We start from the raw sequence: 23716 nt of genomic DNA on the forward strand, positions 1-23716 counted from the left end.
AACGCTGGAAGTTTCATTGCAACCTTCTTTATCCTGAACCCGTACTATTAAAAAATGGGATTGGGGGAAACCCAGCATGTGGACAGAGGAGGAAAGCAGCTTGGAGTGGAGAAAAATAGGGCTTGTACTCTTCTTAGCCATCGCATTGGTTCTGATCGGAGTGTGGGCGAAGGGCTATTATTCGAAGAAAGTGTTTTATGTGGAAGGAGTAAAGTACTCGAAAGTTGTCGAATCAGGGAGCGGGGTCATCGAATACAGGGCTTCATTCGGCCGTGGGGAGCCGTTATACGTCCATTCCTATGATGAGGAAAAACGGGTTGAGATGGGCGGCGAGCAGTATGAAATCCGGCCGAATGATCCGAAAACGGGCCATTCTACGTCATATGATGTGCTTTATCCTGACGGAAAGAAATATCGTGTGGAATTGTTCGGAGAACGGAACGGAAATTTATTTCATACGATGAACAGGGGGAAATGGTGATCCCCGGCATGAGGTTCACGGATAGCGCTGGCCAAATTCATCGATCCGATCCGCAAGAGCCTCGCTACTATCCTTCAGAGCTTGCTAAAGCTTCTAATGAGCAGTTTCATGACCCCAACGGCAGCGTAGGATTCTTTTTGATAGCCCTCGGGTTAGGGATCATGAATTGGTGTTTTTTCAGATATGAGCCTTTTCAACGTTTTATGTTTCATATGTCACCCTCGAATCTGATGATAGATAATCCGGAGCCTAGCGATTTCTACTTCTTTATGTGCAAGGTGGGGGGCATATTCGGTATGGGATTTTCTCTGTGGATATTTTTTAGTCATGCGCTGTAATAAAAAAATAAGAAAAGCCCGTTTTTCGACATGGATTTCCTCCGTCGAAAACGGGCTTTTACTTATATAGTAAGTTTACGATTGTTCGAATCTGCGCTGGAATTCGGTAATCGCTTCATAATCTTCCTCCAGCTTCCGCGAAATGCGGATAAAGATGGGCAGCAGCGCCTTATAAACGTCGGAGCTTTCTTTTACAGGATGGTGTTCGTGGGTACCGCCGACCATCGTTCCAACGATGTCGAGTGATTCCGCTCTTCCTGTAGCGTACAGACCGAGCACCACGGCACCAAGACAGGAGCTTTCATAACTTTCCGGTACGATAACCTGCTGATCAAAGATATCCGCCATCATTTGCCGCCAGATGGGAGAACGGGCAAAGCCGCCGGTGGCGTGGATTTTGGCCGGTCGGCCGATTTGCTCCTCCATCGCCAGCAGCACGGTGTACATATTAAAGATCACACCCTCCAAAACGGAGCGGATCATATGCTCTTTTTTATGATTCAGGGTCAAGCCAAAGAACGATCCCCGGGCATTAGGATCCCATAATGGTGCACGTTCTCCGGTCAGATACGGGTGAAAGAGAAGCCCGTTCGACCCTGGTGGAATACGGTCCGCGATTTTGGTTAACACATCATACGGATTGATGCCAAGCCGCTTGGCCGTTTCAATCTCCGAGGCTGCGAATTCATCCCGCACCCAGCGGAATATCATGCCGCCGTTATTAACCGCGCCTCCGATGACCCAGTGCTTCTCGGTAAGGGCATAACAGAAGATACGACCCTTGGGATCGGTCATCGGCTTGTCCACTACGGTGCGGATCGCACCGCTCGTTCCGATCGTGGCCGCAACGACGCCCGGCTGGATGGCGTTCACGCCCAAGTTGGATAGAACGCCGTCGGCAGCTCCCATCACAAATGGCGTGGACGGGGAGAGGCCCATGGCTGCAGCAAATTCATTTTTCAAGCCCTTCATGATATGGGTGGTGGGTACAATCGTGGACAAGTGGTCTTCGGTGATGCCGGCAAGTTCGAGGGCCTGCTGATCCCATGCCAGCTGCTCGAGGTTCATCATCCCGGTGCTGGATGCAATGGAATGGTCGACAACATACTGCCCGAATAATTTGAAATAGACGTATTCTTTAATCGAAATGAATTTGGCAGCTTGATTATATACGGATGGCAGCTCGTATCTCATCCACATGAGTTTGGTGACAGGGGACATGGGATGAATCGGTGTTCCGGTACGTTGGTACAGCTCCATGCCGCCCAGTTCTTTTTTTAGCTTCGCAGACCAGGCTGCGCTGCGGTTATCCGCCCAGGTGATGCAGCGGGTCAGCGGGGTGCCATTCCCATCAACGGCAATCACGCTGTGCATGGCCGCGCTGAATGAGACAAACAGGACTTGAGCAGGGGCTATTCCGCTCTGTGTCATGACCCCTTGGACAGAAGCAATGACGGTTTGAAAAATTTGCTCCGGATCTTGCTCTGCCGTAGAGGGGGTAGGGGTGAGCAGGGGATATTCACCGCCGGCTTTGGCTACAACCTCGCCATTCTCTTTGAACAGCACCGCTTTGGTGCTTGTTGTTCCGATATCAACACCGATCATATAGTTCTGCGTACTCAAGAGACATACCTTCTTTCTACGTAAGGGCACCCAGGCAGCTGCTTGAATATCAGCCTTCCGGGAGCCCTCATGTGTCTTATAGCTTTATTATACAATTACATTCAGAACAAGAGCCAACACAAGTCCAGTTACGGACAGGATGGTCTCCAGCACGGTCCAGGATTTGAGGGTCTGTGATACCGTCATATTGAAGAATTCCTTTACCATCCAAAAACCTGCATCGTTTACATGAGACAATACGATGGAACCTGCGCCGGTAGCGAGCACCACAAGCTCCACATTGACGCCTGGCGTCATGGCAAGCACGGGAGCGACAATACCGGCTGCTGTTGTCATCGCAACCGTTGCAGAGCCGGTTGCGACCCGTATAAGCGCAGCGACAAGCCATGCAAACAGTATGATGTTGATGTTTGCACCCGTCGCGATTTCGGCGATGGCGTTACCAACGCCGCTATTGATCAGCACCTGCTTGAACGCACCGCCCGCCCCGATGATCAGAATGATCGTTGCAACAGGGGCGAGACATTCACTGGTGAAGCGGGAGAGATCATGTTTGTTGAAGCCGCGGGCGAATCCAAGCGAGAAGAAGGAAAAGACCGCAGCAATCAGCAGTGCAATGATCTCATGACCGACGAATTTGCAGAACACGGATATAAAGCTGTTGGACTCCGGATCGATAATATCAGCCGCAGAACCAATGAGCATCAGAATAACCGGCAGCAGGATCGTAAACAGGGTGATGCCGAAGCCTGGCAACCCGCGGTCCGCTTTGCTTGAGAATTGCTCGGCCAGCTCTTCAGGCGGATCCGTCATGATACGTTTACCGATAAATTTACCGAACACCGGTCCAGCAAGAATTGCAGCAGGTATTCCAACCAGGAATGAGTACAGAATGGTCATGCCAAGGTCCGCATTATAAGCTTCAATCGCGATCATTGGAGCGGGATGGGGCGGCACCAGACCGTGTACGGTGGACAATCCGGCCAGAATGGGAATACCGATGTGCAGCAGGGACATTTTTGTTTTGCGGGCAACCGTGAAGACGATAGGGATCAACAGGATGACACCAACCTCGAAAAATACCGGTATACCTACAATAAAGCCGACAACCATCATGGCCCAGTGGACGCGCTTCTCACCGAACCGATCCACGAGGGTGGTTGCGATTTGCTCAGCGCCGCCGGATTCCGCCATCATTTTCCCGAGCATCGTACCCAGGGCGATAACGATTGCAATCGTTCCAAGCGTACCTCCTAAGCCGCCTGTAATCGAAGTAATAACGTCTGCAGGCTGCATGCCTGTCAATAAGCCAAGCATCAGTGCGGAAATCAATAGCGTAACGAAAGGATTCCATTTATATTTGGATATCAGCACGATCAGGAAGACGATCGTCAGCAGTGTCCAGATCATCAAAGTAGCATTATGACTGAGACCGAATAGTGAATTCATACCTTGCTTCCTCCTATAGTTGACCCATATTGAATCAGGAAAAAGATAATAGTTGAGATGTTCCGGGATAGTATACCCAAAACAAAGCGAATCTCATTGTATACTTGTCGACAACTTAAAGCATGCCAATCGTCATAAAGGAAAGGAGGATTAACCTAACCCTCCGGAAAACTAAGATGAAGCGTTTGACGGGAATCATCAAAATAACGCTGAACCGCCGTCTGAATCCTTGCCGAATCCAGGGATTCCATCTCTGCGATGAGCTGCAGATGTTTATCCATGACATAACGGACTTTGAATTCCCCACCACTGAACACCTGACGTGTCGTAATTAACATGACAGTGATCACGATCGGACGAATGCTCTTCCATAGATGAAGAATTCGTTTATGACGGGCTTCCGTAATGATTCGTTCGTGGAATGCCAGATCCTGATAGGAGAACTCAACCGGGTCCTGGTGCTTGGCGGCAAGCTCCATTCGGTCCACGATTTGTTTTAATTGTTGGACTAATTCAGGCTGCGGATGTACAAATACATGTCCCTGAACGAAGCTCTCAATAAGATAGCGGACATCGTACAATTCCTCAACTTCCTTAAGCGATAAGCCCATAACCACTGCGCCCATGCGTTCCAATTGGATTAACCCTTCGCTGGACAGCGTTTTCATTGCTTCCCGGACAGGGGATCTGCTGGTGCCGAATTCTCCCGCGATTCGGTTCTCGGACAGGATTTCCCCCCGTTTTATGGTGCCGCTAATAATTTGCAGTCTCAGTTCACTTGCGATGGCCTCTCCGAGAGAGGCTCCCTGAAGCCAGGTTGAGGGATATTTCATAGCATGATTCTCCAATCCGATGCTGATTCTTGTGTTTCTAGTGGTAATAATACCACATGCGAAGAGAAGGGGACCATGAATGCGTTCTGCGCAGGATGCCCTTATGTATCAGCAGGGATTAACGAAGAAAAGAGCTATTCCGATTTCTCAACTGCATGGCCGCCGAATTCATTGCGAAGCGCGGCCACGACCTTGCCGTGGAACGCATCCTGGTCAAGGGAGCGGTAGCGCATAAACAGGGACATGGCGATAACCGGTGCGCTTGCTTGAACTTCGAGTGCGGTTTCAACGGTCCATTTTCCTTCGCCGGACGATTGCATAACACCTTTAATGCCTTCGAGCTTGGGATCTTTGGAAAAAGCATTCTGCGTCAGCTCCATAAGCCAGCTGCGAATGACGGATCCATTCGACCATACCCGAGCAACGTCCTCGTATTGGAAGTCAAATGCGCTTTTCTCCAATACTTCAAAGCCTTCCGCAATGGATTGCATCATGCCGTATTCAATTCCATTATGAACCATCTTCAGAAAATGGCCGCTGCCGCTGTTCCCTGCATACAAGTAACCGTTCTCAACTGCCATATCTTTAAACAGGGGTTCGATGGTAGCAAATACGTCGCGGTTGCCCCCGATCATAAAGCAGCCTCCGTTATGGGCACCTTCCATGCCGCCTGAAGTACCGGCATCAAAGTAGTGGATCCCTTGGTCCGTCAGTTTGGCTGCGCGGGCAATGGAATCTTTGTAATGGGAATTCCCGCCGTCAATCAGAATATCGCCTGGCTCCAGTAGAGGTGAGAGAGAATCGATGACGGAATCTACGATATTTCCTGCAGGCACCATCATCCATAGGATGCGTGGTTTATCCAGCTTGGCCACAAGAACTTCGGTTGACGATGCGGGTTCGGCTCCATATCCAGCAGCTTGACTGACCAACTCCGTATTTAAGTCGTAAGCGACGACCTGATGCTGCTGATGAATCAGATTTTGAACCAGATTGAGGCCCATTTTACCTAGACCGATCATGCCAATTTTCATAAAACAATGCAGCTCCTTCTTAGGTGTATACTTGTATACAACTTTAATTCAGTTATTTATACTACTCTTTTATAGCTCCTGTGTAAATAAGGAAGCTTTGGAGAAATGGAAAGGACATGATGATGTCCGAAATGACATTCTCAAGTTGTTTAAATAGGTTATCCCCATGTGGATAATTCAAAACTAGCAAAAATGACTACTTGTGGAAAACTTATGTGTGGGAGCAGGACAAGTTGGGTTTGACTTTTGGGCACGAACGTGATTAAATATATAAAGGCATTTTCTGTGAAGATGAGAACATTATCCGCTTGCTTTTAGCGGTCTGTTTACAAGATATACGTCCATAGACGTCGGTTCAACAAATCGCGGTCTATTCTTCCGTGAAAGTGCGTCAATTGACGTTTTGATCTTAAAATATGGGTAAGAGAGATTCCTGTAAGGGGGTGCATTAATTCATGAGACCGACTTTCAAACCGAATGTGAGCAAACGTAAAAAGGTACACGGCTTCCGTAAAAGAATGAGCACGAAGAACGGACGCAAAGTATTGGCTAACCGCCGTCAAAAAGGAAGAAAAGTACTGAGCGCTTAATATTGTGCCGCGAAGACCACCGAGGTGGTCTTTTTTTCGTAATATCTCCTGGAGTGTGAGGAGAGTCCTATATTATGAACACCATGCGCGTTAAATTGGTCGTAAAGTATTCAAATATAGGTGTTTATCGCTGTTTTGGCATGACTATACTATTATAATAGTAGAGATGCCGGGAAGCTTACGATGTGTTGAACTTGATTAACGGCAGGCGGGAGAAACTTGTGCATAGAAAACTTCGTTTACGAAACCGCGCTGATTTCAGCCGGGTATATCGACACGGAAAATCCTTCGCCAATCATCAGTTTGTTGTATATTGGTCACGCAAAAAAGAGGTAGAGCAGTTCCGCGTGGGCGTTTCATGCAGCAAAAAGATCGGCAATGCGGTGGTCCGCAACCGGATGAGACGGCTGGTTAAGGAGATTGTCAGGCACCACCAGCATCAGATTATCGAGCATATCGACTTGATCTTTATCGTTCGAAAAGGCGCCCTCGATAAGTCCTATCAGGAGCTGGAGAAAAGCGTGCTTCATGTATTGAGAAAATCGTCCCTTTTGAAAGCGAAGAGGGGCTGAACCATGTGTTTATTTGTCCATATAAATATGTTATGATTTACCGTGGAATGGAATGGCGAAGAGAGGGGTTTTGAAGTGTCGTTCATGAAGACAAGACGAGGAAAATGGTTCCTCCTCACCGCTGTAATTCTTGCAGTGGCCGTTATCTCAGGTTGTGCACCTGGAGCAGACCAAACGCGTACCATTGAAGATTTGAAAAATGGGGGCTTTTGGCAGAGCAACGTTGTTTACTACTTTACATTGGCACTGGATACGTTTGCTACATGGTTTAACGGTGAATACGGATTGTCCGTACTCGTGATGGTGCTTATCGTTCGTACCTTGATTTTACCGCTGACTCTGAAACAGGTCAGAAGCTCGAAGGCAATGCAGGCCATCCAGCCTGAAATTCAGAAAATTCGCGAGAAATATAAAGATCAGCCTGAAAAAGTTCAAATGGAGACGATGAAGCTCTTCCAGGAGAACAAGGTTAATCCGATGGCGGGATGTTTGCCGCTGATCGTTCAAATGCCAATATTTATCGCACTCTATCATTCGATTTACTATAACAATCTCCTTCGTGACCATGAATTCCTGTGGCTTCAGTTGGGACAACCGGACAAGCTGTTCATTTTGCCGGTGCTCGCAGCGATAACCACTTACCTGCAAACTAAAATGATGATGAAGATGAACCCGTCTCCGCAAATGGGGATGATGCAGTTCATGTTGTTCGTTTATCCGATTTTGATCTTTGTGATGTCCTTCCAGTTCCCGTCCGCACTTCCGTTGTACTGGTTCTACAGTAACCTTTACACGATCGTGCAGAACTACTTCTTGTACCGCAACAATGACAAGGCTGCTGTCGTGGCGAGCGTAGCCAGTGCAACCGAAGGTCAGAAGAGCAATAAAAGCGGCAATAAGAACGGGAAAAAGGGTGGCAGCAAAGGCGGGAAAAAAGGTTCGAAGGGAGCCAAGAAGTCGAGATGAGTAAAATCGTCGCAACAGGAAAAACCATTGAAGATGCTGTCGCACAAGGGCTGGCCCGATGGGGTGTAAGTCAAGACCGTGTATCGGTTCAAGTATTGAGTCAGCCATCAAGAGGATTCCTGGGCCTGTTCGGGGTCAAGGAAGCGAAAGTAGAATTAACGCTCCTGCCTGACCATGCCGGCGGCGATTCACCTGTGAAGGAAGCTCCTTCAAATACGCAAGCTGCATCGGCCAAAGAGGTTCAGATCTCTCATACCTCTGTTATGACGCCTGAGACGGCTGTCACTACGAAGGCAGAGGGCCCTGGTGCAGCTTATATTGAAGGGAAGGACCCCTACCAGGAAGCCATCGCCTTTCTCCTTGATACGGGACAAGCCATGGGGCTTGATATTACGGTGGAGTTGGAGAAAGGGAAAGACTATGCAACGCTTCAAATTTCCGGTGCCGGACTCGGGCTGATGATCGGCCGCAGAGGTCAGACACTGGATGCCCTGCAGTACCTGGCGAATATTGTTGCGAATCGGTATTCCGACAGTTATCTTCGTATTGTACTGGATGCCGAGAACTTCCGTGATCGCCGTAGAAAGACGCTGGAAGATCTGGCAGATCGATTGGCGGGACGGGTTCTGAAGACTCGCAAAGAGATTGTGCTCGAGCCCATGCCGGCTGCCGAGCGGAAGGTAATTCACGCCAAGCTCCAGTCACATGGAGCCGTGAAGACTTACAGCAAGGGAGAAGAGCCAAACCGGCGGGTTGTCATTACACCCAAGTCTTCCTAAATAAGTTGAAGAGCATATATGATCAATGACTCCTTAAGTTCCAAGAGGGAGTCATTGTTTTTTAAAGAGACCTATACAAAGAGACTCCGGCAGGGGTATTTCTTTTAAAGATCATCAATATGGCGGCCAAGCGAGTTCGTAGTGGTTGTGATATTGAGGTTTTTTTAATGAAAGAGGTGAAGGAAACTATGTTCAGTGATACTATTGCAGCTATTTCTACAGCAGTCGGCGAAGGTGGAATAGCCATCATTCGTGTTAGCGGACCGGATGCTGTTCAAGAAGTGGAACGTATATTCAAAAGCAAAAACAAATTAACGCAGGTGGACTCCCATACCGTACATTATGGTCATATTGCTGATCCGAAGACAGGAGAGAACCTGGAAGAGGTGCTCGTGACCGTTATGCGTGCTCCCCGGTCCTTCACGACGGAGGATGTAGTGGAGATTAGTGCTCATGGCGGGGTGATCTCCGTAAAGCGTGTGATGGATCTGTTGCTTCTATTAAACATCCGCTTGGCGGAGCCGGGCGAATTTACGAAGCGGGCCTTCTTAAATGGCCGGATTGACCTGTCCCAGGCCGAGGCCGTTATGGACCTGATTCGTTCGAAATCGGATCGTGCCTTCTCGGTTGCTCTAAAGCAGGTTGAAGGAACGCTATCCCGCAAGATCAACGAGCTTCGTCACACTCTTGTAGAGACACTGGCCCATATCGAAGTGAATATCGATTATCCTGAGCATGATGTGGAATCACTCACCTCGGAGTTCATTAAGGAGAAAAGCCAGCATGTGATGCATGAGATTGATAAGCTGCTGAAGACTGCACAAGAAGGGAAAATCCTGCGTGAAGGAATTACGACGGCTATCATCGGCCGTCCCAACGTAGGCAAATCCTCGCTCTTGAATACACTTGCCCAGGATAATCGGGCGATTGTCACGGATATTCCGGGAACTACGCGAGATGTTATCGAGGAATTTGTCACGATTAACAACATTCCATTAAAGCTGCTGGATACCGCAGGGATTCGGGAGACGATGGATGTGGTAGAGCAGATTGGCGTTGAGAGATCCAAGCATGCGGTAAACGAAGCGGACCTGATTCTGCTCGTACTGAATGCCAGCGAACCACTGCATCAGGACGAACTGGAATTGATGGAACAAATACGCGGTAGACAATGCATTGTCATTATGAATAAAATGGACTTACCGTCCCAACTCGATCTGGACATTCTGCATCGGTACTACCCTGAGGAATTGATTGTTCCGATGTCTGTGAAGGCAGAAGAAGGTATCGACCGGCTGGAAGAAGCCATATCGAATTTGTTCTTCAGCGGCCAGATTGAAGGCGGGGATCTGACCTATGTAAGCAATGTGCGCCATATTGCCTTGTTGAAGAAATCCAAGCAGTCACTCCAGGATGCTTACGATGCGGCGGAACAGCTTATTCCGATTGATATGATACAGATCGATGTCAGAATGGCCTGGGAGCAGTTAAGCGAGATACTGGGCGAAGCGGTTGGTGATTCGCTCATCGATCAGATTTTTTCACAATTTTGCTTGGGTAAATAAGCTAGCAGGTTTACTATATAGAGGTGAGATTCTTTTGAATTTTCAGGGATATCCGCAAGGGTGCCCTAGATTACGTATATAACACATTTTAGAACAGGAGGGTGAGCTATGAGTTATATGGGTGGCACTTATGACGTAATTGTCGTGGGTGCGGGTCATGCCGGCTGTGAGGCTGCACTGGCATCTGCACGTATGGGTGCCGAAACGTTAATGGTTACGATCAATTTGGATATGGTTGCTTTTATGCCTTGTAACCCGTCCATCGGGGGTCCTGCAAAAGGACATGTCGTGCGCGAAATTGACGCATTGGGTGGAGAGATGGGACGCAACATCGATAAAACCTTCATCCAGATGCGGATGCTGAATACGGGAAAAGGTCCGGCCGTTCACGCGCTGCGTGCTCAAGCTGATAAATTTTCTTATCAGCATACAATGAAAGAAACGATGGAGAAGGAAGAGAAGCTTACGCTTCGTCAGGGCATGGTAGACCAACTCATCGTTGAGGATGGAGTGTGTGTGGGCATCCTGACCCAGACAGGTACAGAATATCGTGCGAAGGCTGTTGTGCTGACTACCGGTACGTACCTGCGCGGTAAAGTCATTATGGGTGAACTCATGTATGAGAGCGGCCCGAACAATCAACAGCCATCGGTTAAACTTGCGCATAACCTGCGTGAGCTTGGATTCGATCTCGTTCGGTTCAAGACGGGAACGCCACCGCGTGTTCACAAGGATACCATCGACTTCTCCAAGACCGAAATTCAGCCTGGGGATGACAAACCAAAGTTTTTCTCTTATGAAACAAAATCCTCCGATAATGAGCAGCTTCCATGCTGGCTGACCTATACATCGGTGGACACACATCAGATCATTAATGATAATCTTCACCGTGCTCCTATGTTCTCGGGCATTATTGAAGGAACGGGACCACGTTATTGCCCGTCCATTGAGGACAAAATCGTTCGTTTTGCCGACAAACCGAAACATCAGATTTTTCTTGAGCCTGAAGGTAAAAACACAAAGGAATACTATGTGCAAGGGCTCTCCACCAGCTTGCCTGAGGATGTGCAGCTTGCGGTCCTTCGTTCCATTCCGGGCATGGAAAAGGTTGAAATGATGCGCAATGGCTATGCCATCGAGTACGATGCGATGGTGCCAACGCAGCTGTGGCCATCCCTGGAAACGAAAAAGCTACCGGGCCTGTTTACAGCCGGTCAGATCAATGGAACCTCGGGTTATGAGGAAGCAGCAGGTCAGGGTATTATGGCTGGTATCAATGCAGCACGTAAAGTGCAAGACAAAGAGCCGGTCGTTCTGGATCGTTCACAAGGCTACATCGGGGTATTGATCGATGATTTGGTAACCAAAGGAACGAATGAGCCTTACCGTTTGCTTACTTCCCGTGCCGAATATCGTTTGCTGCTTCGTCATGATAATGCGGATCTGCGTCTCACCGAAATCGGTCATGACATCGGACTGATCTCGGAAGAACGTTATGCTAAATTCCTTCAGAAGAAGCAGTTGGTAGAGCAGGAGATCGAGCGTCTTCGTCAAGCGAAGGTGAAGCCGGTTGAGGTGAATGCTACGCTTGAAGCAGCCGGTTCTGCACCGATTGTGGATGGAAGCAATCTGCTGACAATCCTTCGTCGTCCGGAAGTATCGTTTGCGATGATCGAGTCGCTTTCACCATCTCCATATGATCTGGATGAGGATATGAAGGAGCAGGTAGAAATTCAAATTAAATATGCGGGTTATATTGAGAAACAGCTGGGTCATGTAGAGAAACTGCAAAAGATGGAGAAGAAGCGTATTCCGGAAGATATCGTATATGACGACATTAACGGATTGGCTATGGAGGCTCGGCAGAAGCTGAACAAGATCCGTCCAATCTCCATCGGTCAAGCATCGCGGATCGCGGGTGTAACACCAGCGGATATTTCGATACTTCTCGTTTACCTGGAGCACTACAACCGGGTGACCGCAGCGAAAGGATAAGGAATGGACAACATTCAGAAAGCTTTTGTTGACCGGCTCGGAGAGCACGGGATCACGATAGATGAGAAACAGCTTCAGCAGTTCGAGATGTATTATGAAGTACTGGTAGAGTGGAATGAAAAAATGAATTTGACGGGGATTACGGAGCGGGAGCAGGTTTATACGAAGCATTTTTACGATTCGGTAACGCTTGCCTTTTATGTGGATATGAGCAAGATTGGCAGTATGGCGGATATCGGATCAGGAGCTGGCTTCCCGGGTATCCCTCTGAAAATATGCTTTCCGCATATTAAGCTGACGATAGTAGATTCACTGAACAAACGAATTACGTTCCTTAAGTTTGTTGTGGACACCCTTGGTCTATCCAGCGTTGAACTGATCCATGGTCGTGCGGAGGAAGTTGCCCGCAAGCAGGGGTACCGTGATGGCTTCGACCTGGTGACGGCAAGAGCGGTAGCCAGAATGGCTGTGCTGAATGAGTTCTGCTTGCCTTTCACCAAGGTAGGAGGACGTTTTGCGGCGATGAAGGGCAGTGACCCTGCTGAAGAGGTGAAGGAGTCTGCTAGAAGCCTGAAAGAGCTCAGAGGGGCGCTGAACAAGGTGCATTCGTTCTCCTTGCCTGTAGAGGAGTCTGATCGGCACATTGTGGTCATCGATAAAAAGGGTGCCACACCTTCCAAATATCCTCGCAAGGCAGGTACGGCAGCGAAAACACCAATTATATAATCTACTTCTCTTCTTTAGAAGGGAAGTCATAGTAGAGAAGGACTCGATGGAGTCCTTCTTTTTTTATGAGTAGGGGTAGGGTTGCCTCCATAAGGGTGAGAAACTCGAGCGATAGCTTTCTATCAGAGCTTCTTAAAAGCATGAGATTACGAATTTGCTAGTAGGCTTTTGTGTGAGGTATTGGATTTGTGTAAAAGGCAGCTTCATTTTTTTGAAATGGGAGTAATGAATGTTGTTTGCTCTTACGATAGGCTGAGTATCATGATGACATTCGTATTTCTATTCCGGTTGAATCTTGGATAGGATGGAATTGTGCCTATGGATATATACGTTAAAATAAGAGAATGTTTCACGTGAAACATCCCAGAAGATTTATAAATTAAAACAGTCTCTTTTTTACACAGTTGCTGATACTTGAATGAAGGCCTCTTTACTACCATTGCAAGAACAAAATCAGGTTAGAGGATTGCTGGACTCGCAAACATTACCTGATAGTGTTTTCTCCGAAATTTTGAACCTGGGTGGGTCCATTCCGGGGTACAGATACAGATTAAGACGTAATTCTATTGGTATATCCCACAATCATTCTGACAACTCATATCCCATGAAGCATCATAGGAGTGTAGATTTATCTACCATTCTTATTTTGGAAGTCAAAAGTTTGGAACTGTGCACAAATCATGTATAAACCAAGCGAGAAATGCAGGAAAAAAGGTGATATTGGAGAATAGAGTTATAGGACAAAAAGTGGTAGAATAGAATCGTAGTATCCATTTGAGCAGGTGGGCGATTCTGCCCGTTCTTTGATGGGATGAAAGAGTATAAATCCTGGTTTGGTCACTTTTCCATCCTTGCTTCGTGCAGTCTTGATTAGAGAACTTGCGACTGCTGTTATTTGGAAGTTCCATGTCACCCAAGGGGACAGTGGTCTCTTACGAAGTAGAACTAATATATACAACTTGTGAGATATCGAAAGTTAGACAACATCATGATATGGCCTCCTGATATATCTCTCAAGAAGCAACCGCTTCATGCAGCGGGGTTTGATCAGAGAAATGCGGTCTCGCCATTAGGGCTTATTCTCTAATCAGCATGAAATTTGTTTTTGCAGGGAAATGCCTGGCTCCACAGTGGAATCTAGCACCATGACAGCTTGGAAATTGCTATATCTAAAATGGGCGCTGGATTCATAAGGAGTTACCTCACATTGTGGTTGTCCAATCGCTTATACCGATTCCGGGATTTTCCGGAGGCTCATCCGTGCTATCATGAAATTAGGTGGTAATATACGGAATGAAAGAACAATTTTCGAGATTGTTTGGCTTAGCGGCAGAACGGAACCAAGGGGATGAAGTGAAGCAGATCCCGGTAAACGAGATTGTCAGCAGCCCATACCAGCCACGGACGATTTTTGATGATGATAAGATTGATGAGCTGCTCCAGACGATTAAAACCCATGGAGTCATCCAGCCTATCGTCGTTCGTGTCCGTAATGGCGTGTATGAGATCATTGCAGGGGAACGCCGCTGGCGTGCGGTTAAGAAGCTGGGTCTGGACACGATTCCGGCCATTGTTCGGGAGTTCAATGATTCACAGGCGGCATCGATTGCGTTAATCGAGAATTTGCAGCGTGAAGGACTGACTTCGATTGAAGAAGCTGTTGCTTATCAAAAGCTGATAGATCTTCACCAATTAACACAGGAAAGCCTGGCACAGCGATTAGGCAAGAGCCAATCGACCATTGCCAACAAGATCCGTCTGCTGCAGCTACCGGAAGCAGTCAAGCTTGCACTGATGGAACGTAAAGTGACGGAACGCCATGCTCGTGCATTGCTTTCATTGGATAATGAAGAAACCCAGCTCAAGGTGCTGGATGAAATCATAACCAAAGAGCTGAATGTGAAACAGACGGAGGCTCGTATCGCCTTCTATAAAGAAGTAACTACGATGAAGAAATCCAAGCGCATATCCTACAGTAAGGATGTTCGTTTGGCCCTGAACACGATTCGTCAATCGATTGACATGGTCTCAGGTTCCGGAATGGCTATCAAAACAACAGAGAATGATCATGAAGATCATTATGAAATCGTTATAAAAATACCTAAACGTTAAGATATGGTGTGAAGCGGTATACATCGTACCGCTTTTTCTGTTGACCGAGGAGGGGAGATACCTCATTCAATTGAAATTCTCTTAACTCTCTTCGGCAGGCAGAGTCATATAGGTTTATTCTTACTTACAGATGAGAAACACGTGATTAATATTGTTGCTCATCGGCGCTATATCCTGGAGCATTCCGGTACATGGGGATTGTTCACATATTTTATGTACAGCTAATTTGCTGTATACATCTATTGCGACTACTTAGAAGAGTCTTCCTACATTGAGGTGAAATGAGTGTCAAAGATAATTGCCATAGCAAATCAAAAGGGCGGTGTCGGCAAAACGACGACTTCCGTCAATCTGGGAGCTGGATTGGCTTCGCTAGGCAAACGGGTGCTTTTGGTGGATATAGACCCCCAAGGAAACACAACGAGTGGGGTTGGCATTAATAAAGCCGATGTTGCAAACTGCATTTATGATATTATCATCAACGAAGTACACCCGAAAGACGCCATCTGTGGGACAAACATAGAAGGTCTGGACATCATTCCGGCTACCATTCAACTGGCTGGTGCTGAGATTGAGCTTGTTCCTACGATCTCCCGTGAAGTGCGTTTGAAAAAATCACTTCAATTAATCAAGCCCCAGTATGATTATATTTTGATAGATTGTCCTCCGTCGCTAGGCATTCTAACAATCAATTCTTTGACTGCGGCCGATTCCGTTATCATTCCGATTCAATGCGAGTATTACGCTCTGGAAGGTTTGAGTCAGCTGCTGAATACGGTACGTCTAGTTCAGAAACATCTGAATACATCCCTCAAGATTGAGGGTGTATTGTTAACCATGCTGGACGCGCGCACCAACCTGGGCATTCAGGTGATTGAAGAAGTGAAGAAGTATTTTCAGGAAAAAGTGTACAGAACGATTATTCCGAGAAATGTTCGTTTGAGTGAGGCGCCGTCTCATGGACAGTCGATCATCACCTATGATCCCCGTTCAAAGGGAGCGGAAGTATACTTGGAGCTGGCAAAGGAAGTGATCTCGTATGAGTAAACGTTTGGGAAAAGGGCTGGATGCGCTTATTCCTTCTTTGTCTATTCATGATGATGACAAGGTAGTGGAAATTCCGCTCAGTCAATTGCGAGCGAACCCGTATCAGCCGCGCAAGACATTTAACGATGAAGCGATCCAGGAGCTGGCAGAGTCGATTCGTCAGCATGGCGTAATTCAGCCGATTATCGTTCGGAGTGTGCTGAAAGGGTATGAGATTATTGCCGGGGAGCGCAGATTCCGGGCGTCTCAGTATTGTGGAAAAGCTACAGTTCCAGCGGTGGTTCGTTCTTTTAGCGATCAACAGGTAATGGAAATTGCCCTTATTGAGAACTTGCAGCGTGAGAATCTGAATGCCATGGAAATTGCGGTGGCCTACCAGGGACTAATGGAACAATTTTCCTTAACGCAGGAAGAACTGTCTCTGAAGGTGGGTAAGTCTCGCTCTCACATCGCTAACTTTTTACGGTTGCTATCTCTACCGGAAGAAGTGAAGGAAAATGTTTCACGTGGAACATTATCCATGGGTCATGCTCGAGCGATCGTTGGAATTAAGGATCCGATCCTTGTTAAACAATTAGCGAAGCAATGTGTGGAACAAGAGTGGAGCGTTCGTGAACTAGAGGAAGCGGTTAAGAATTTGGATCGCAAGCCTGCCGACAAAGCGAAGGCGAAAGTGAAAAAGCGAGATCCTTATATTGACCATCTGGAAGAGGATTTGAGAGAGCGATTTAAAACAACGGTGAAAATTAAGCACAATAAAGACAAAGGGAAGATTGAGCTTAACTACTATAGTAGACAGGATCTGGAACGACTGCTGGAGCTCCTTCAATAATAGATGAAGGTTGTTAGTGAAGAGGGCTCTAGCACGAGTGGGATAGGTTATAGTGTGACGGATTGAAAAGCAAACCAGAGTGATTAAAAACCAAAGACATGTCGACGTTCCTGTATGGGAATGAGATATGTCTTTATTTAACTGAATGTGCATGGTGACAGGGATGTGAGTGTACTACAATGTGTCGATGTTTGACCATGTATTATAAGGCATCCATTATAGAAGAGATGAAGGGGAAACATCATGGACCCGATCGTTTATCTGGATCATGCGGCTACTTCATGGCCCAAACCTCCTGAGGTGTTTGAGGCCATGAGGAAGGCGATGGAAGACGCTGCAGCTAATCCGGGACGGGGCAGTCACCGGATGGCCGTGAAAGCTTCCCGTGTGCTATACGGGACTCGGAAGACACTTGCGAATATCTTCGGGGTGAAGAACCCTAATGATATCGCACTAACCTCGAATACAACCGAAGCGCTGAATTTAGCAATCAAAGGATATTTGCATGAAGGAGATCATGTGATTGCTACGATGATTGAACACAATTCGGTGCGAAGACCTTTGGAATATTTAAAACGCACACGAGGAATACAAGTGGATTATGTCCCCGTGGATGAGGAAGGTCACCTGGATTTGCAACTAATTGAGGGTGCGTTTCGTTCAAATACCAGGTTGGTTGTATGCAGTCACAGTTCCAATTTGCTCGGCTCTATTGTTCCTCTCTATGAACTGGGAGACATAGTGAAGAGGAAAGGTGCTGTACTGCTCGTAGATGCCGCTCAGAGTGCGGGTATGCTGGATATCAACGTGGAGGACATGCATATTGGTATGCTGGCTTTTCCGGGGCATAAAGGGCTTCTTGGGCCACAAGGAACGGGCGGGTTGTATATCTCACCAAATATTGATCTGGAACCCTTAATGCATGGAGGTACAGGAAGCCAATCGGAAGCGATTGAGCAGCCGACGGTGCGTCCGGATCGATATGAGGCAGGAACACCTAATACGGTGGGATATGCAGGGTTGCAAGCAGGAGTGGAGAAGGTGCTGGAATGGACGCCGCAGCATATCTACCGGCATGAATGGGAGTTAACGCAATATATGATGGAGGGTCTGCAAGAGGTAAGAGATCTTCGCTTACTCGGACCAGCTTTAGGAAAAGCGCGAACGGGCATTGTAGCGTTTGTTTCAGAAAGGTACAGTGCATCGGAGCTTGCGTTTCGACTGGACCGGGAGTATGGGATTGCCGTGCGTGCCGGTTATCATTGCACACCGCTTGCACATATGGCATCGGGAACGGAAAAGACCGGTGCAGTCAGAGCCAGTGTAGGTATTTCCACACGCCGTGATGAGATTGATCTGATGAGAAGAGCTATTGCAGAAATTCACAGTTAAACGATTAGATCAAGATGGAGAAGAGGAAGGAAGAAAGCATGTCTGAATTAAATGAATTGATCATGGAGCAGCTTCATTGGTTTGTCGTCGGAATGATCATGATCATCTTGATCTTATGGATAACGATAATGGTTCAAGGGGCAAAACTGCGAAAAATGAGGCGTCGATACGATGCGATGATGGCAGGCAGCGGGGTAGAGGATATTGAAAGCCTGTTGGTCCAGTTGAAAATTCAAATGGATGAAATTGAAGAGGGACATGCCAGTCACCAAAAAATGCTGGATACGATCAGCAGCAGCATAAAAGGGATGAAGTCCAAGGTGGGCATCGTCCGATACAATGCATTTGGTGAACGAGGGAACGAAATGAGCTTCTCCCTGGCTATTCTCAGTGAACAAGAGGAAGGGATTGTTCTGACCGGCCTGCATAACCGGGAGAGCTCCTATGTGTACGCTAAACCATTGAAGGATGGACAGTCTAAATACCCATTGTCTCCGGAGGAAAAAGAGGCCGTTACTCTTGCGCTGCAAGAAGGGTAGAGCGGTTCCACTCTTTGATACCGGCAAAAAGACAGGTTGCAATGATATCAGATAACCGCATGACCAAGCTCAAGCGTGTGTTCTGCAATACAAAGTACTCCATAAAGCCGCCGACATTGACGATACCCGTTACATGGATATCGCCGACCGGCGGTAATTCTTTATGTACACCGGCTCCAGGCTTGAGAGGTCCGTCGGATACCTGAATAGAGCCTACACTTGATGATTGACCCAGACAGGCATCAATTCCGATCACAAAGGGGTTATCATATTTTTCATGAATAGCAGTCAGGGTATCCTTAAGATTCATAGCGTGGACAGGCTCGTCCAGTGTTCCATAGAGATGGAACAGGGGGCTGTTATAACGGGCAAGAGACGTGCCAACCAGAGGGCCCAGGCAATCACCCGTAGAGCGATCGGTACCGATGCAGACAATGACAAGCGGACGATGCTGAATACGAGCGTCAGAAAGATGGAAGAGCAGGCGATGTATAATAGCAGAATGGATGTTAGGGTCCGTATGTGGTATTTTTAAGCTTGAAGCCTCCGGGCGAGACGTGATTTTAGATAGACGGTTCATAGAATCTTCCTTTCGTCTGCATTTGGTAGTATCAGTATATGGATGAAAGACCGTTTTTATACTTTGGGATTTGCTTAAAATGTGATTTGGTGTTCATTTCAGACAGCTTCCTAGCTTAAAGAAAGAGGATGAGCCAGTCTTTACGGCTTTATACGGGTTTATATGAATAAGCTGAACTTTTTAACAGTTTATATAAAACTCTTATTATTAGGTCATGATGTTAAATAAGCATATTAATAGAAACGATAGGCATAATGGAGGAGGATGGAACAGTGGAGGGCGCGATGCTAATCGCATTTGATTCCACCCAGCAGGCGCTGCGTGCGGAGATGCTGCTGGAGTATGCGGATATCGAAATCGATCTCTTTCCTACACCGAAAGAGATTACGGCAGGCTGTGCATTATCGATTCAATTCCCGCCAGGTGCGTTAAAAGATGTTCAAGAGATCATCCTACAGGAGCATGTGGAGATCCGGGGCATATTTGCACTTGATAACAACATGAGGTATATAGGCATCGAAGAATAAGGGGAGGACATCAGGCTTGAGGAGCTTGGGTTATCTGACCGGGGAGACAGGTAGTTTACAAAACGTTGGTGAGGGAGCAGTGGACTTGAAAAATCAAATCGTTGGATTTTTTACCGATGAAGCGATGTGGATGAATATACTGACATCGGGCATTCGGGTCATTATCATTTTTATTCTGACACGTCTTGTTATTCGGGTTGTGTATAAAATGATTGATCAATTCCTGTTGAAGCAGGAGAAGAGTCGGATTCAAGTTAATTCACGACGATTTGTTACAGTGGGAGAGCTGTTAAAAAATGTAACTTCCGTCGTATGTAATTTTGTTATGATTCTAATCATTCTCTCGGAGTTCAACTTTAAGTTAGGGCCATTGTTAGCCGGTGCCGGGGTCCTTGGCCTGGCCATAGGTTTTGGGGCACAAAGTTTGGTTAAGGACGTGATTACCGGGTTCTTCATTATATTTGAGGATCAGTTTGCTGTAGGCGATGTGATTAAGAGTGGTGAATACCGGGGAACAGTAGAGATGATTGGACTCCGCACATCGCGTGTAAGAGGATTGAACGGAGAAACATATATTATTCCGAACGGGATGATTACGAGTGTCACGAACTACTCGCTGTCCAATTCGCTTGCAATTGTGGATTTGCCGGTTAAGAATGATCAGCAGCTTAAAGATACGGTTACACTTATTCAAACGGCGCTTGAGGGTATCACGGAACGTCGCCCTGAGGTGCAGCGGACACCGGATGTGCTTGGAATTCAAACCTTGAACACATCGGAATATGTCGTTCGAATTGTAGCGGAATGTAATCCCAATGCAAGGGAAGCTGTGGAGCGTCAGATTTTCACCGATATCAAACAGGCGATCGAAGCACGGGAGATGGGACAAGAACGTGCTCAGGGTTGATCAATTTCGTTATCTAATGATATATAATAGATAAGATGAAAGAGATGAAACCAAGGGAGCGGAAACCATGGAACGCAAGGTATTTCAGTTAGGGGATATCGTTCAGATGAAGAAACCTCATCCTTGTGGGAATAATGAGATGGAGATTATTCGCATGGGGATGGACATTCGGATCAAGTGTACCAAGTGCCAGCATAGTGTGCTGATACCCAGAGGAAAGTTCGAGAAGAACCTGAAGAAGGTTTTACGTTCGGCACAGGATTCCGAAGGGGCAGGGGATACTCCGTAATATCTCCTCCCGAGGAGGTATCCCAAGCAGCTGTATGCGAAGCAAGGGATCTAGGGAATGGATATTTGGATTTGAACTCCAGCTTCGGTCACTGTGTCTAAGGTAGGTCAGAGAACAGACAAGCTGTTGACGAGACAACGTTTCCATGCTATAATCAATCTTGCTGTGGAAAGGTACCCAAGAGGCCCAAGGGGGCTGACTCGAAATCAGTTAGGCGTCGCAAGGCGTGCGTGGGTTCGAATCCCACCCTTTCCGCCACCATCGTTTATACCCGCCATTACGCGGTTTCCAATACGGTATGTGATGCGCAAGCTGTTCGAAATACATACGTTATGGCGCTAGCTGATTATGAAGCGCCTTATTGATTCCGGAATACTCTCTACGTGATATCGCGTAGGGGGTATTTTTCGTTATGGATAAAAGAACCGGTCGTAAAACTGCAGGAGCGAGGGAACCGATCGCTAATGTAGCTCTGCCTTCGTATTCACTGCAGGAGGCCGTAGAGTTTGTCGTTAAGATTAAGCGCGCCAACAATCTAAAGGAGCGAACGATTAGCGGCTACATACAGAATATGAACTATTTTATTGAATGGATTACGGAGAGGTACGGCGAAATCACTATCCGCGAAGTGACGGCCGATCTATTGCGCGAGTATGTTTTATGGTGCGCGACGGATAAGGAATACTACGCAGGCCATCCGTTTAAGGCGGAATATGAGAAGGGAAAGCTCGGGCTGTCGCCGGCATCAGTAAACGTCCGCATCCGCGTGTTTAAGACATTCTTTGCGGTATTGCATGAGGAGGAGGTTATCGATCGGAATCCAGCCGTTAACGTCTCCCTATTACGTCAGGATATCGATACGATTATGCCGCTAAGTGACGAGGAGCTCAGGCGCTTTATGAAGTCGCCGGACCAACGCCAATGGGCGCAATGGAGGGATTACGTTATTATGACGCTAATCCTGGATACAGGCTTGAGACTCGGTGAAATATGTGCGTTAGAGAAAATGGAAATTGATTTCGTTAAAAAGTCGATTACGTTGCCAGCATCGAAGAACAAGAACCGTAAATCGAGAATGTTACCCCTATCGACAGAGACAGCGCGCCTATTAAAGCAACTTATTGCGGAAACGGAAAGGAATTTTGATACCACATATGTATTTACAACAAACTACGGTGAACAATTGAGCGAGAAGACGATCCAGAAGTCATTCGATAAATATGCAGAGAAGGCGAAGCTAGGGCGCAACGTATCGCCCCATGTACTGAGACATAATTTTGCCACGATGGCCGCCGAGAACGGAATGTCGGTATTCCACCTGCAGAAGCTCATGGGCCACGCAGACATTGCTACAACGCGTAAATACGTTCAGATTAGCGAGGGCAGCCTGGCGGAAGAACATAAGCGGTTTAGTCCATTAACACGCCTCACAAGCCGCAAGAAAGGTCCGCAATCATGACGAAGCCATCCGGAGGTATTGTTCGCGTCCAGAAGCGCGATAGCGGCTATGCTATACTGGACCCGTTCTTTCTATCCGACGATCAATTGTCCTGGAAGGCAGGGAAATTTAAAAGAAAATATACTTAATCGAGCAATTCTTTTAGCGAAGGCACACTATCCACAATGTGGTAGAATATATTTTGTGAGGTAAGTGGCCAGGGTGGTGATTCCTTGAACAAGAATTTATTATCCTTGATATTTACAGCAATGACATTCGTAGTGGTGTTATTCGGTGTTATTATTGATTTAATTGCATTAACGAAAAAATAAGAGTAGCCCATCTCTTGGCGGAGTTCCTGGGCTACTCAATTAAGAACATTCTATTACCCCTACCTCACAGTTTGTTTTTCAGGAGATAACGGAGTAACGATAATCAGATATCGTCAATTATATTTTACACCTGTCAAAGTAACGACACAACACAATTTGTTTCTGTTTATTTTAATACGTATGAATAATACTCTTCATGGGAGTGATAAGCGATGAAGTATCCCGCAATATTCACCTACGCAGACGACGGCATCTCCGTAGAATTTCCGGATCTCCCGGGCGCATTAACTTGTGGAGACACCGACGAAGAGGCGCTATACATGGCGAAGGATTGTCTCGCGCTGCATCTCTATGGAATGGAGACGGACGGCGACGAGATACCTGCGCCAAGTCGTGCGGCGAACGTCGTCGTTGGCGCCGATCAGAAGGTTGTCTTTATCGAAGTAAATCCAATAAACCGTTGATGAAGCAAGATTTAGCGGTAATCGATTCAGGCGGTATCTTCGGCTTTACGATTACACCGGAGCAGTATGACGGAGTTGTAGGCGCCGTTAACGCGGTGCTTGGCGTGCTGGTCGTTTTAGGTATCGTGAGCAATCCGGCAGATGGTAGCGGATATATGGACAGCGAAAAAGAATAAATAATTGCGCCCACGGCGGAGTTGATACGTATAGAATCGTATACACTTCGTAGTGGGCGCTTTTTTGCGTACGTGTTACCGAATATGAGCGTTGAATTAGCCGTTCTATTATGTGCTGAGAGTTAATATA

The 23716-nt window shown here is 47.1% G+C and carries 25 protein-coding genes and 1 tRNA gene; 21 read left to right on the plus strand and 5 right to left on the minus strand.

Going from position 1 to position 23716, the window contains the following annotated elements; translation table 11 throughout:
* The first annotated feature begins 100 nt into the window (after window positions 1-100).
* Window positions 101-481 (plus strand): hypothetical protein, encoded by a 381-nt coding sequence (locus M2277_RS20820; RefSeq protein ID WP_280755478.1) that lies wholly within the window; start codon window positions 101-103, stop codon window positions 479-481.
* Between the two features lie 161 nt (window positions 482-642).
* The gene (locus tag M2277_RS31770) at window positions 643-819 is read left to right on the plus strand and encodes a DUF6199 family natural product biosynthesis protein (protein WP_481857781.1); all 177 of its coding nucleotides are present in this window, start codon (window positions 643-645) and stop codon (window positions 817-819) included.
* Between the two features lie 75 nt (window positions 820-894).
* On the opposite strand, the gene gntK is transcribed toward M2277_RS31770, so the two are convergent.
* The 4 genes from gntK to gnd all read right to left on the minus strand — a co-directional run bounded on the left by gntK (window position 895) and on the right by gnd (window position 5758).
* A complete protein-coding gene (gntK, locus tag M2277_RS20825) occupies window positions 895-2442 on the minus strand; it encodes a gluconokinase (RefSeq protein WP_006207383.1) in 1548 nt (515 codons plus the stop codon).
* A gap of 87 nt (window positions 2443-2529) precedes the next feature.
* Window positions 2530-3891, minus strand: coding sequence for a GntP family permease (locus M2277_RS20830; RefSeq protein WP_006207382.1), 1362 nt, complete (start codon window positions 3889-3891; stop codon window positions 2530-2532).
* Between the two features lie 155 nt (window positions 3892-4046).
* Window positions 4047-4724 carry a GntR family transcriptional regulator gene (locus M2277_RS20835; RefSeq protein WP_006207381.1) on the minus strand — a complete coding sequence of 226 codons (678 nt, stop codon included), beginning with the start codon at window positions 4722-4724 and terminating at the stop codon, window positions 4047-4049.
* A gap of 134 nt (window positions 4725-4858) precedes the next feature.
* Window positions 4859-5758: a phosphogluconate dehydrogenase (NAD(+)-dependent, decarboxylating) gene (gene gnd / locus M2277_RS20840; RefSeq protein ID WP_006207380.1), complete on the minus strand. Its 900-nt coding sequence runs from the start codon at window positions 5756-5758 to the stop codon at window positions 4859-4861.
* Window positions 5759-6213: 455 nt separating this feature from the next.
* Here gnd and rpmH point away from each other — a divergent pair, with 455 nt between their 5' ends.
* The 12 genes from rpmH to M2277_RS20900 all read left to right on the plus strand — a co-directional run bounded on the left by rpmH (window position 6214) and on the right by M2277_RS20900 (window position 18873).
* Entirely contained in the window at window positions 6214-6348 is a 135-nt protein-coding gene (gene rpmH, locus M2277_RS20845) for a 50S ribosomal protein L34 (protein ID WP_006207379.1), read from the plus strand.
* 221 nt (window positions 6349-6569) lie between these two features.
* Complete coding sequence (rnpA, locus tag M2277_RS20850) at window positions 6570-6920, plus strand: ribonuclease P protein component (protein WP_009591465.1); 351 nt, start codon at window positions 6570-6572, stop codon at window positions 6918-6920.
* A 75-nt stretch (window positions 6921-6995) separates the two neighbouring features.
* Window positions 6996-7886, plus strand: coding sequence for a YidC/Oxa1 family membrane protein insertase (locus M2277_RS20855; RefSeq protein WP_006207377.1), 891 nt, complete (start codon window positions 6996-6998; stop codon window positions 7884-7886).
* Window positions 7883-8665 (plus strand): RNA-binding cell elongation regulator Jag/EloR, encoded by a 783-nt coding sequence (jag, locus tag M2277_RS20860; protein WP_006207376.1) that lies wholly within the window; start codon window positions 7883-7885, stop codon window positions 8663-8665. Before M2277_RS20855 ends, jag begins: the two co-directional genes overlap by 4 nt.
* 188 nt (window positions 8666-8853) lie before the next feature.
* On the plus strand, window positions 8854-10230 hold the full coding sequence (gene mnmE / locus M2277_RS20865) for a tRNA uridine-5-carboxymethylaminomethyl(34) synthesis GTPase MnmE (RefSeq protein ID WP_006207375.1): 1377 nt from the start codon (window positions 8854-8856) through the stop codon (window positions 10228-10230).
* Between the two features lie 108 nt (window positions 10231-10338).
* Entirely contained in the window at window positions 10339-12225 is a 1887-nt protein-coding gene (gene mnmG / locus M2277_RS20870; protein ID WP_006207374.1) for a tRNA uridine-5-carboxymethylaminomethyl(34) synthesis enzyme MnmG, read from the plus strand.
* A 3-nt stretch (window positions 12226-12228) separates the two neighbouring features.
* The gene (gene rsmG / locus M2277_RS20875) at window positions 12229-12951 is read left to right on the plus strand and encodes a 16S rRNA (guanine(527)-N(7))-methyltransferase RsmG (protein ID WP_006207373.1); all 723 of its coding nucleotides are present in this window, start codon (window positions 12229-12231) and stop codon (window positions 12949-12951) included.
* A gap of 1293 nt (window positions 12952-14244) precedes the next feature.
* Window positions 14245-15063 carry a nucleoid occlusion protein gene (noc, locus tag M2277_RS20880; protein WP_006207372.1) on the plus strand — a complete coding sequence of 273 codons (819 nt, stop codon included), beginning with the start codon at window positions 14245-14247 and terminating at the stop codon, window positions 15061-15063.
* Between the two features lie 285 nt (window positions 15064-15348).
* Window positions 15349-16110, plus strand: a complete 762-nt coding sequence (locus tag M2277_RS20885; protein ID WP_006207371.1) for a ParA family protein — start codon at window positions 15349-15351, stop codon at window positions 16108-16110.
* Window positions 16103-16942 (plus strand): ParB/RepB/Spo0J family partition protein, encoded by an 840-nt coding sequence (locus tag M2277_RS20890; protein WP_006207370.1) that lies wholly within the window; start codon window positions 16103-16105, stop codon window positions 16940-16942. Before M2277_RS20885 ends, M2277_RS20890 begins: the two co-directional genes overlap by 8 nt.
* Window positions 16943-17185: 243 nt before the next feature.
* Complete coding sequence (locus tag M2277_RS20895) at window positions 17186-18334, plus strand: aminotransferase class V-fold PLP-dependent enzyme (protein ID WP_006207369.1); 1149 nt, start codon at window positions 17186-17188, stop codon at window positions 18332-18334.
* A gap of 38 nt (window positions 18335-18372) precedes the next feature.
* Window positions 18373-18873 carry a DUF4446 family protein gene (locus tag M2277_RS20900; protein WP_006207368.1) on the plus strand — a complete coding sequence of 167 codons (501 nt, stop codon included), beginning with the start codon at window positions 18373-18375 and terminating at the stop codon, window positions 18871-18873.
* Here the strand turns inward: M2277_RS20900 and yyaC are convergent.
* Window positions 18848-19453, minus strand: coding sequence for a spore protease YyaC (gene yyaC, locus M2277_RS20905; RefSeq protein ID WP_036640550.1), 606 nt, complete (start codon window positions 19451-19453; stop codon window positions 18848-18850). The two genes, M2277_RS20900 and yyaC, sit on opposite strands and share 26 nt — an antisense overlap.
* A gap of 272 nt (window positions 19454-19725) precedes the next feature.
* Between yyaC and M2277_RS20910 the strand changes: the two genes are divergently transcribed.
* The 7 genes from M2277_RS20910 (at window position 19726) to M2277_RS20940 (ending at window position 23586) form a co-directional block, all read left to right on the plus strand.
* A complete protein-coding gene (locus M2277_RS20910; RefSeq protein WP_006207364.1) occupies window positions 19726-19980 on the plus strand; it encodes a putative Se/S carrier protein in 255 nt (84 codons plus the stop codon).
* Between the two features lie 16 nt (window positions 19981-19996).
* Window positions 19997-20887, plus strand: coding sequence for a mechanosensitive ion channel family protein (locus tag M2277_RS20915; protein WP_006207363.1), 891 nt, complete (start codon window positions 19997-19999; stop codon window positions 20885-20887).
* 67 nt (window positions 20888-20954) lie between these two features.
* Window positions 20955-21176 (plus strand): DUF951 domain-containing protein, encoded by a 222-nt coding sequence (locus tag M2277_RS20920; RefSeq protein WP_006207362.1) that lies wholly within the window; start codon window positions 20955-20957, stop codon window positions 21174-21176.
* 167 nt (window positions 21177-21343) lie between these two features.
* Window positions 21344-21434 (plus strand) — tRNA-Ser (locus M2277_RS20925).
* Between the two features lie 154 nt (window positions 21435-21588).
* The gene (locus M2277_RS20930; RefSeq protein WP_006207361.1) at window positions 21589-22635 is read left to right on the plus strand and encodes a tyrosine-type recombinase/integrase; all 1047 of its coding nucleotides are present in this window, start codon (window positions 21589-21591) and stop codon (window positions 22633-22635) included.
* 523 nt (window positions 22636-23158) lie between these two features.
* Complete coding sequence (locus M2277_RS20935) at window positions 23159-23410, plus strand: type II toxin-antitoxin system HicB family antitoxin (protein WP_006207358.1); 252 nt, start codon at window positions 23159-23161, stop codon at window positions 23408-23410.
* Window positions 23410-23586: a hypothetical protein gene (locus M2277_RS20940; RefSeq protein WP_200860813.1), complete on the plus strand. Its 177-nt coding sequence runs from the start codon at window positions 23410-23412 to the stop codon at window positions 23584-23586. The genes M2277_RS20935 and M2277_RS20940 overlap by 1 nt, the downstream gene beginning before the upstream one ends.
* Window positions 23587-23716 lie beyond the last annotated feature (130 nt).

Origin of the sequence: Paenibacillus sp. LBL, from assembly GCF_029893715.1 — a bacterium.
GTDB lineage: Bacteria > Bacillota > Bacilli > Paenibacillales > Paenibacillaceae > Paenibacillus_AQ > Paenibacillus_AQ glucanolyticus.

Coding starts and splice junctions, on each gene's coding strand:
- M2277_RS31770 (WP_481857781.1), top strand. CDS start 643: ATGAATTGGTGTTTTTTCAGATATGAGCCTTTTCAACGTTTTATGTTT.
- M2277_RS20830 (WP_006207382.1), bottom strand. CDS start 3,891: ATGAATTCACTATTCGGTCTCAGTCATAATGCTACTTTGATGATCTGG.
- M2277_RS20835 (WP_006207381.1), bottom strand. CDS start 4,724: ATGAAATATCCCTCAACCTGGCTTCAGGGAGCCTCTCTCGGAGAGGCC.
- gnd (WP_006207380.1), bottom strand. CDS start 5,758: ATGAAAATTGGCATGATCGGTCTAGGTAAAATGGGCCTCAATCTGGTT.
- rpmH (WP_006207379.1), top strand. CDS start 6,214: ATGAGACCGACTTTCAAACCGAATGTGAGCAAACGTAAAAAGGTACAC.
- jag (WP_006207376.1), top strand. CDS start 7,883: ATGAGTAAAATCGTCGCAACAGGAAAAACCATTGAAGATGCTGTCGCA.
- mnmE (WP_006207375.1), top strand. CDS start 8,854: ATGTTCAGTGATACTATTGCAGCTATTTCTACAGCAGTCGGCGAAGGT.
- mnmG (WP_006207374.1), top strand. CDS start 10,339: ATGAGTTATATGGGTGGCACTTATGACGTAATTGTCGTGGGTGCGGGT.
- rsmG (WP_006207373.1), top strand. CDS start 12,229: ATGGACAACATTCAGAAAGCTTTTGTTGACCGGCTCGGAGAGCACGGG.
- noc (WP_006207372.1), top strand. CDS start 14,245: ATGAAAGAACAATTTTCGAGATTGTTTGGCTTAGCGGCAGAACGGAAC.
- M2277_RS20890 (WP_006207370.1), top strand. CDS start 16,103: ATGAGTAAACGTTTGGGAAAAGGGCTGGATGCGCTTATTCCTTCTTTG.
- M2277_RS20895 (WP_006207369.1), top strand. CDS start 17,186: ATGGACCCGATCGTTTATCTGGATCATGCGGCTACTTCATGGCCCAAA.
- M2277_RS20900 (WP_006207368.1), top strand. CDS start 18,373: ATGTCTGAATTAAATGAATTGATCATGGAGCAGCTTCATTGGTTTGTC.
- yyaC (WP_036640550.1), bottom strand. CDS start 19,453: ATGAACCGTCTATCTAAAATCACGTCTCGCCCGGAGGCTTCAAGCTTA.
- M2277_RS20920 (WP_006207362.1), top strand. CDS start 20,955: ATGGAACGCAAGGTATTTCAGTTAGGGGATATCGTTCAGATGAAGAAA.
- M2277_RS20930 (WP_006207361.1), top strand. CDS start 21,589: ATGGATAAAAGAACCGGTCGTAAAACTGCAGGAGCGAGGGAACCGATC.
- M2277_RS20935 (WP_006207358.1), top strand. CDS start 23,159: ATGAAGTATCCCGCAATATTCACCTACGCAGACGACGGCATCTCCGTA.
- M2277_RS20940 (WP_200860813.1), top strand. CDS start 23,410: ATGAAGCAAGATTTAGCGGTAATCGATTCAGGCGGTATCTTCGGCTTT.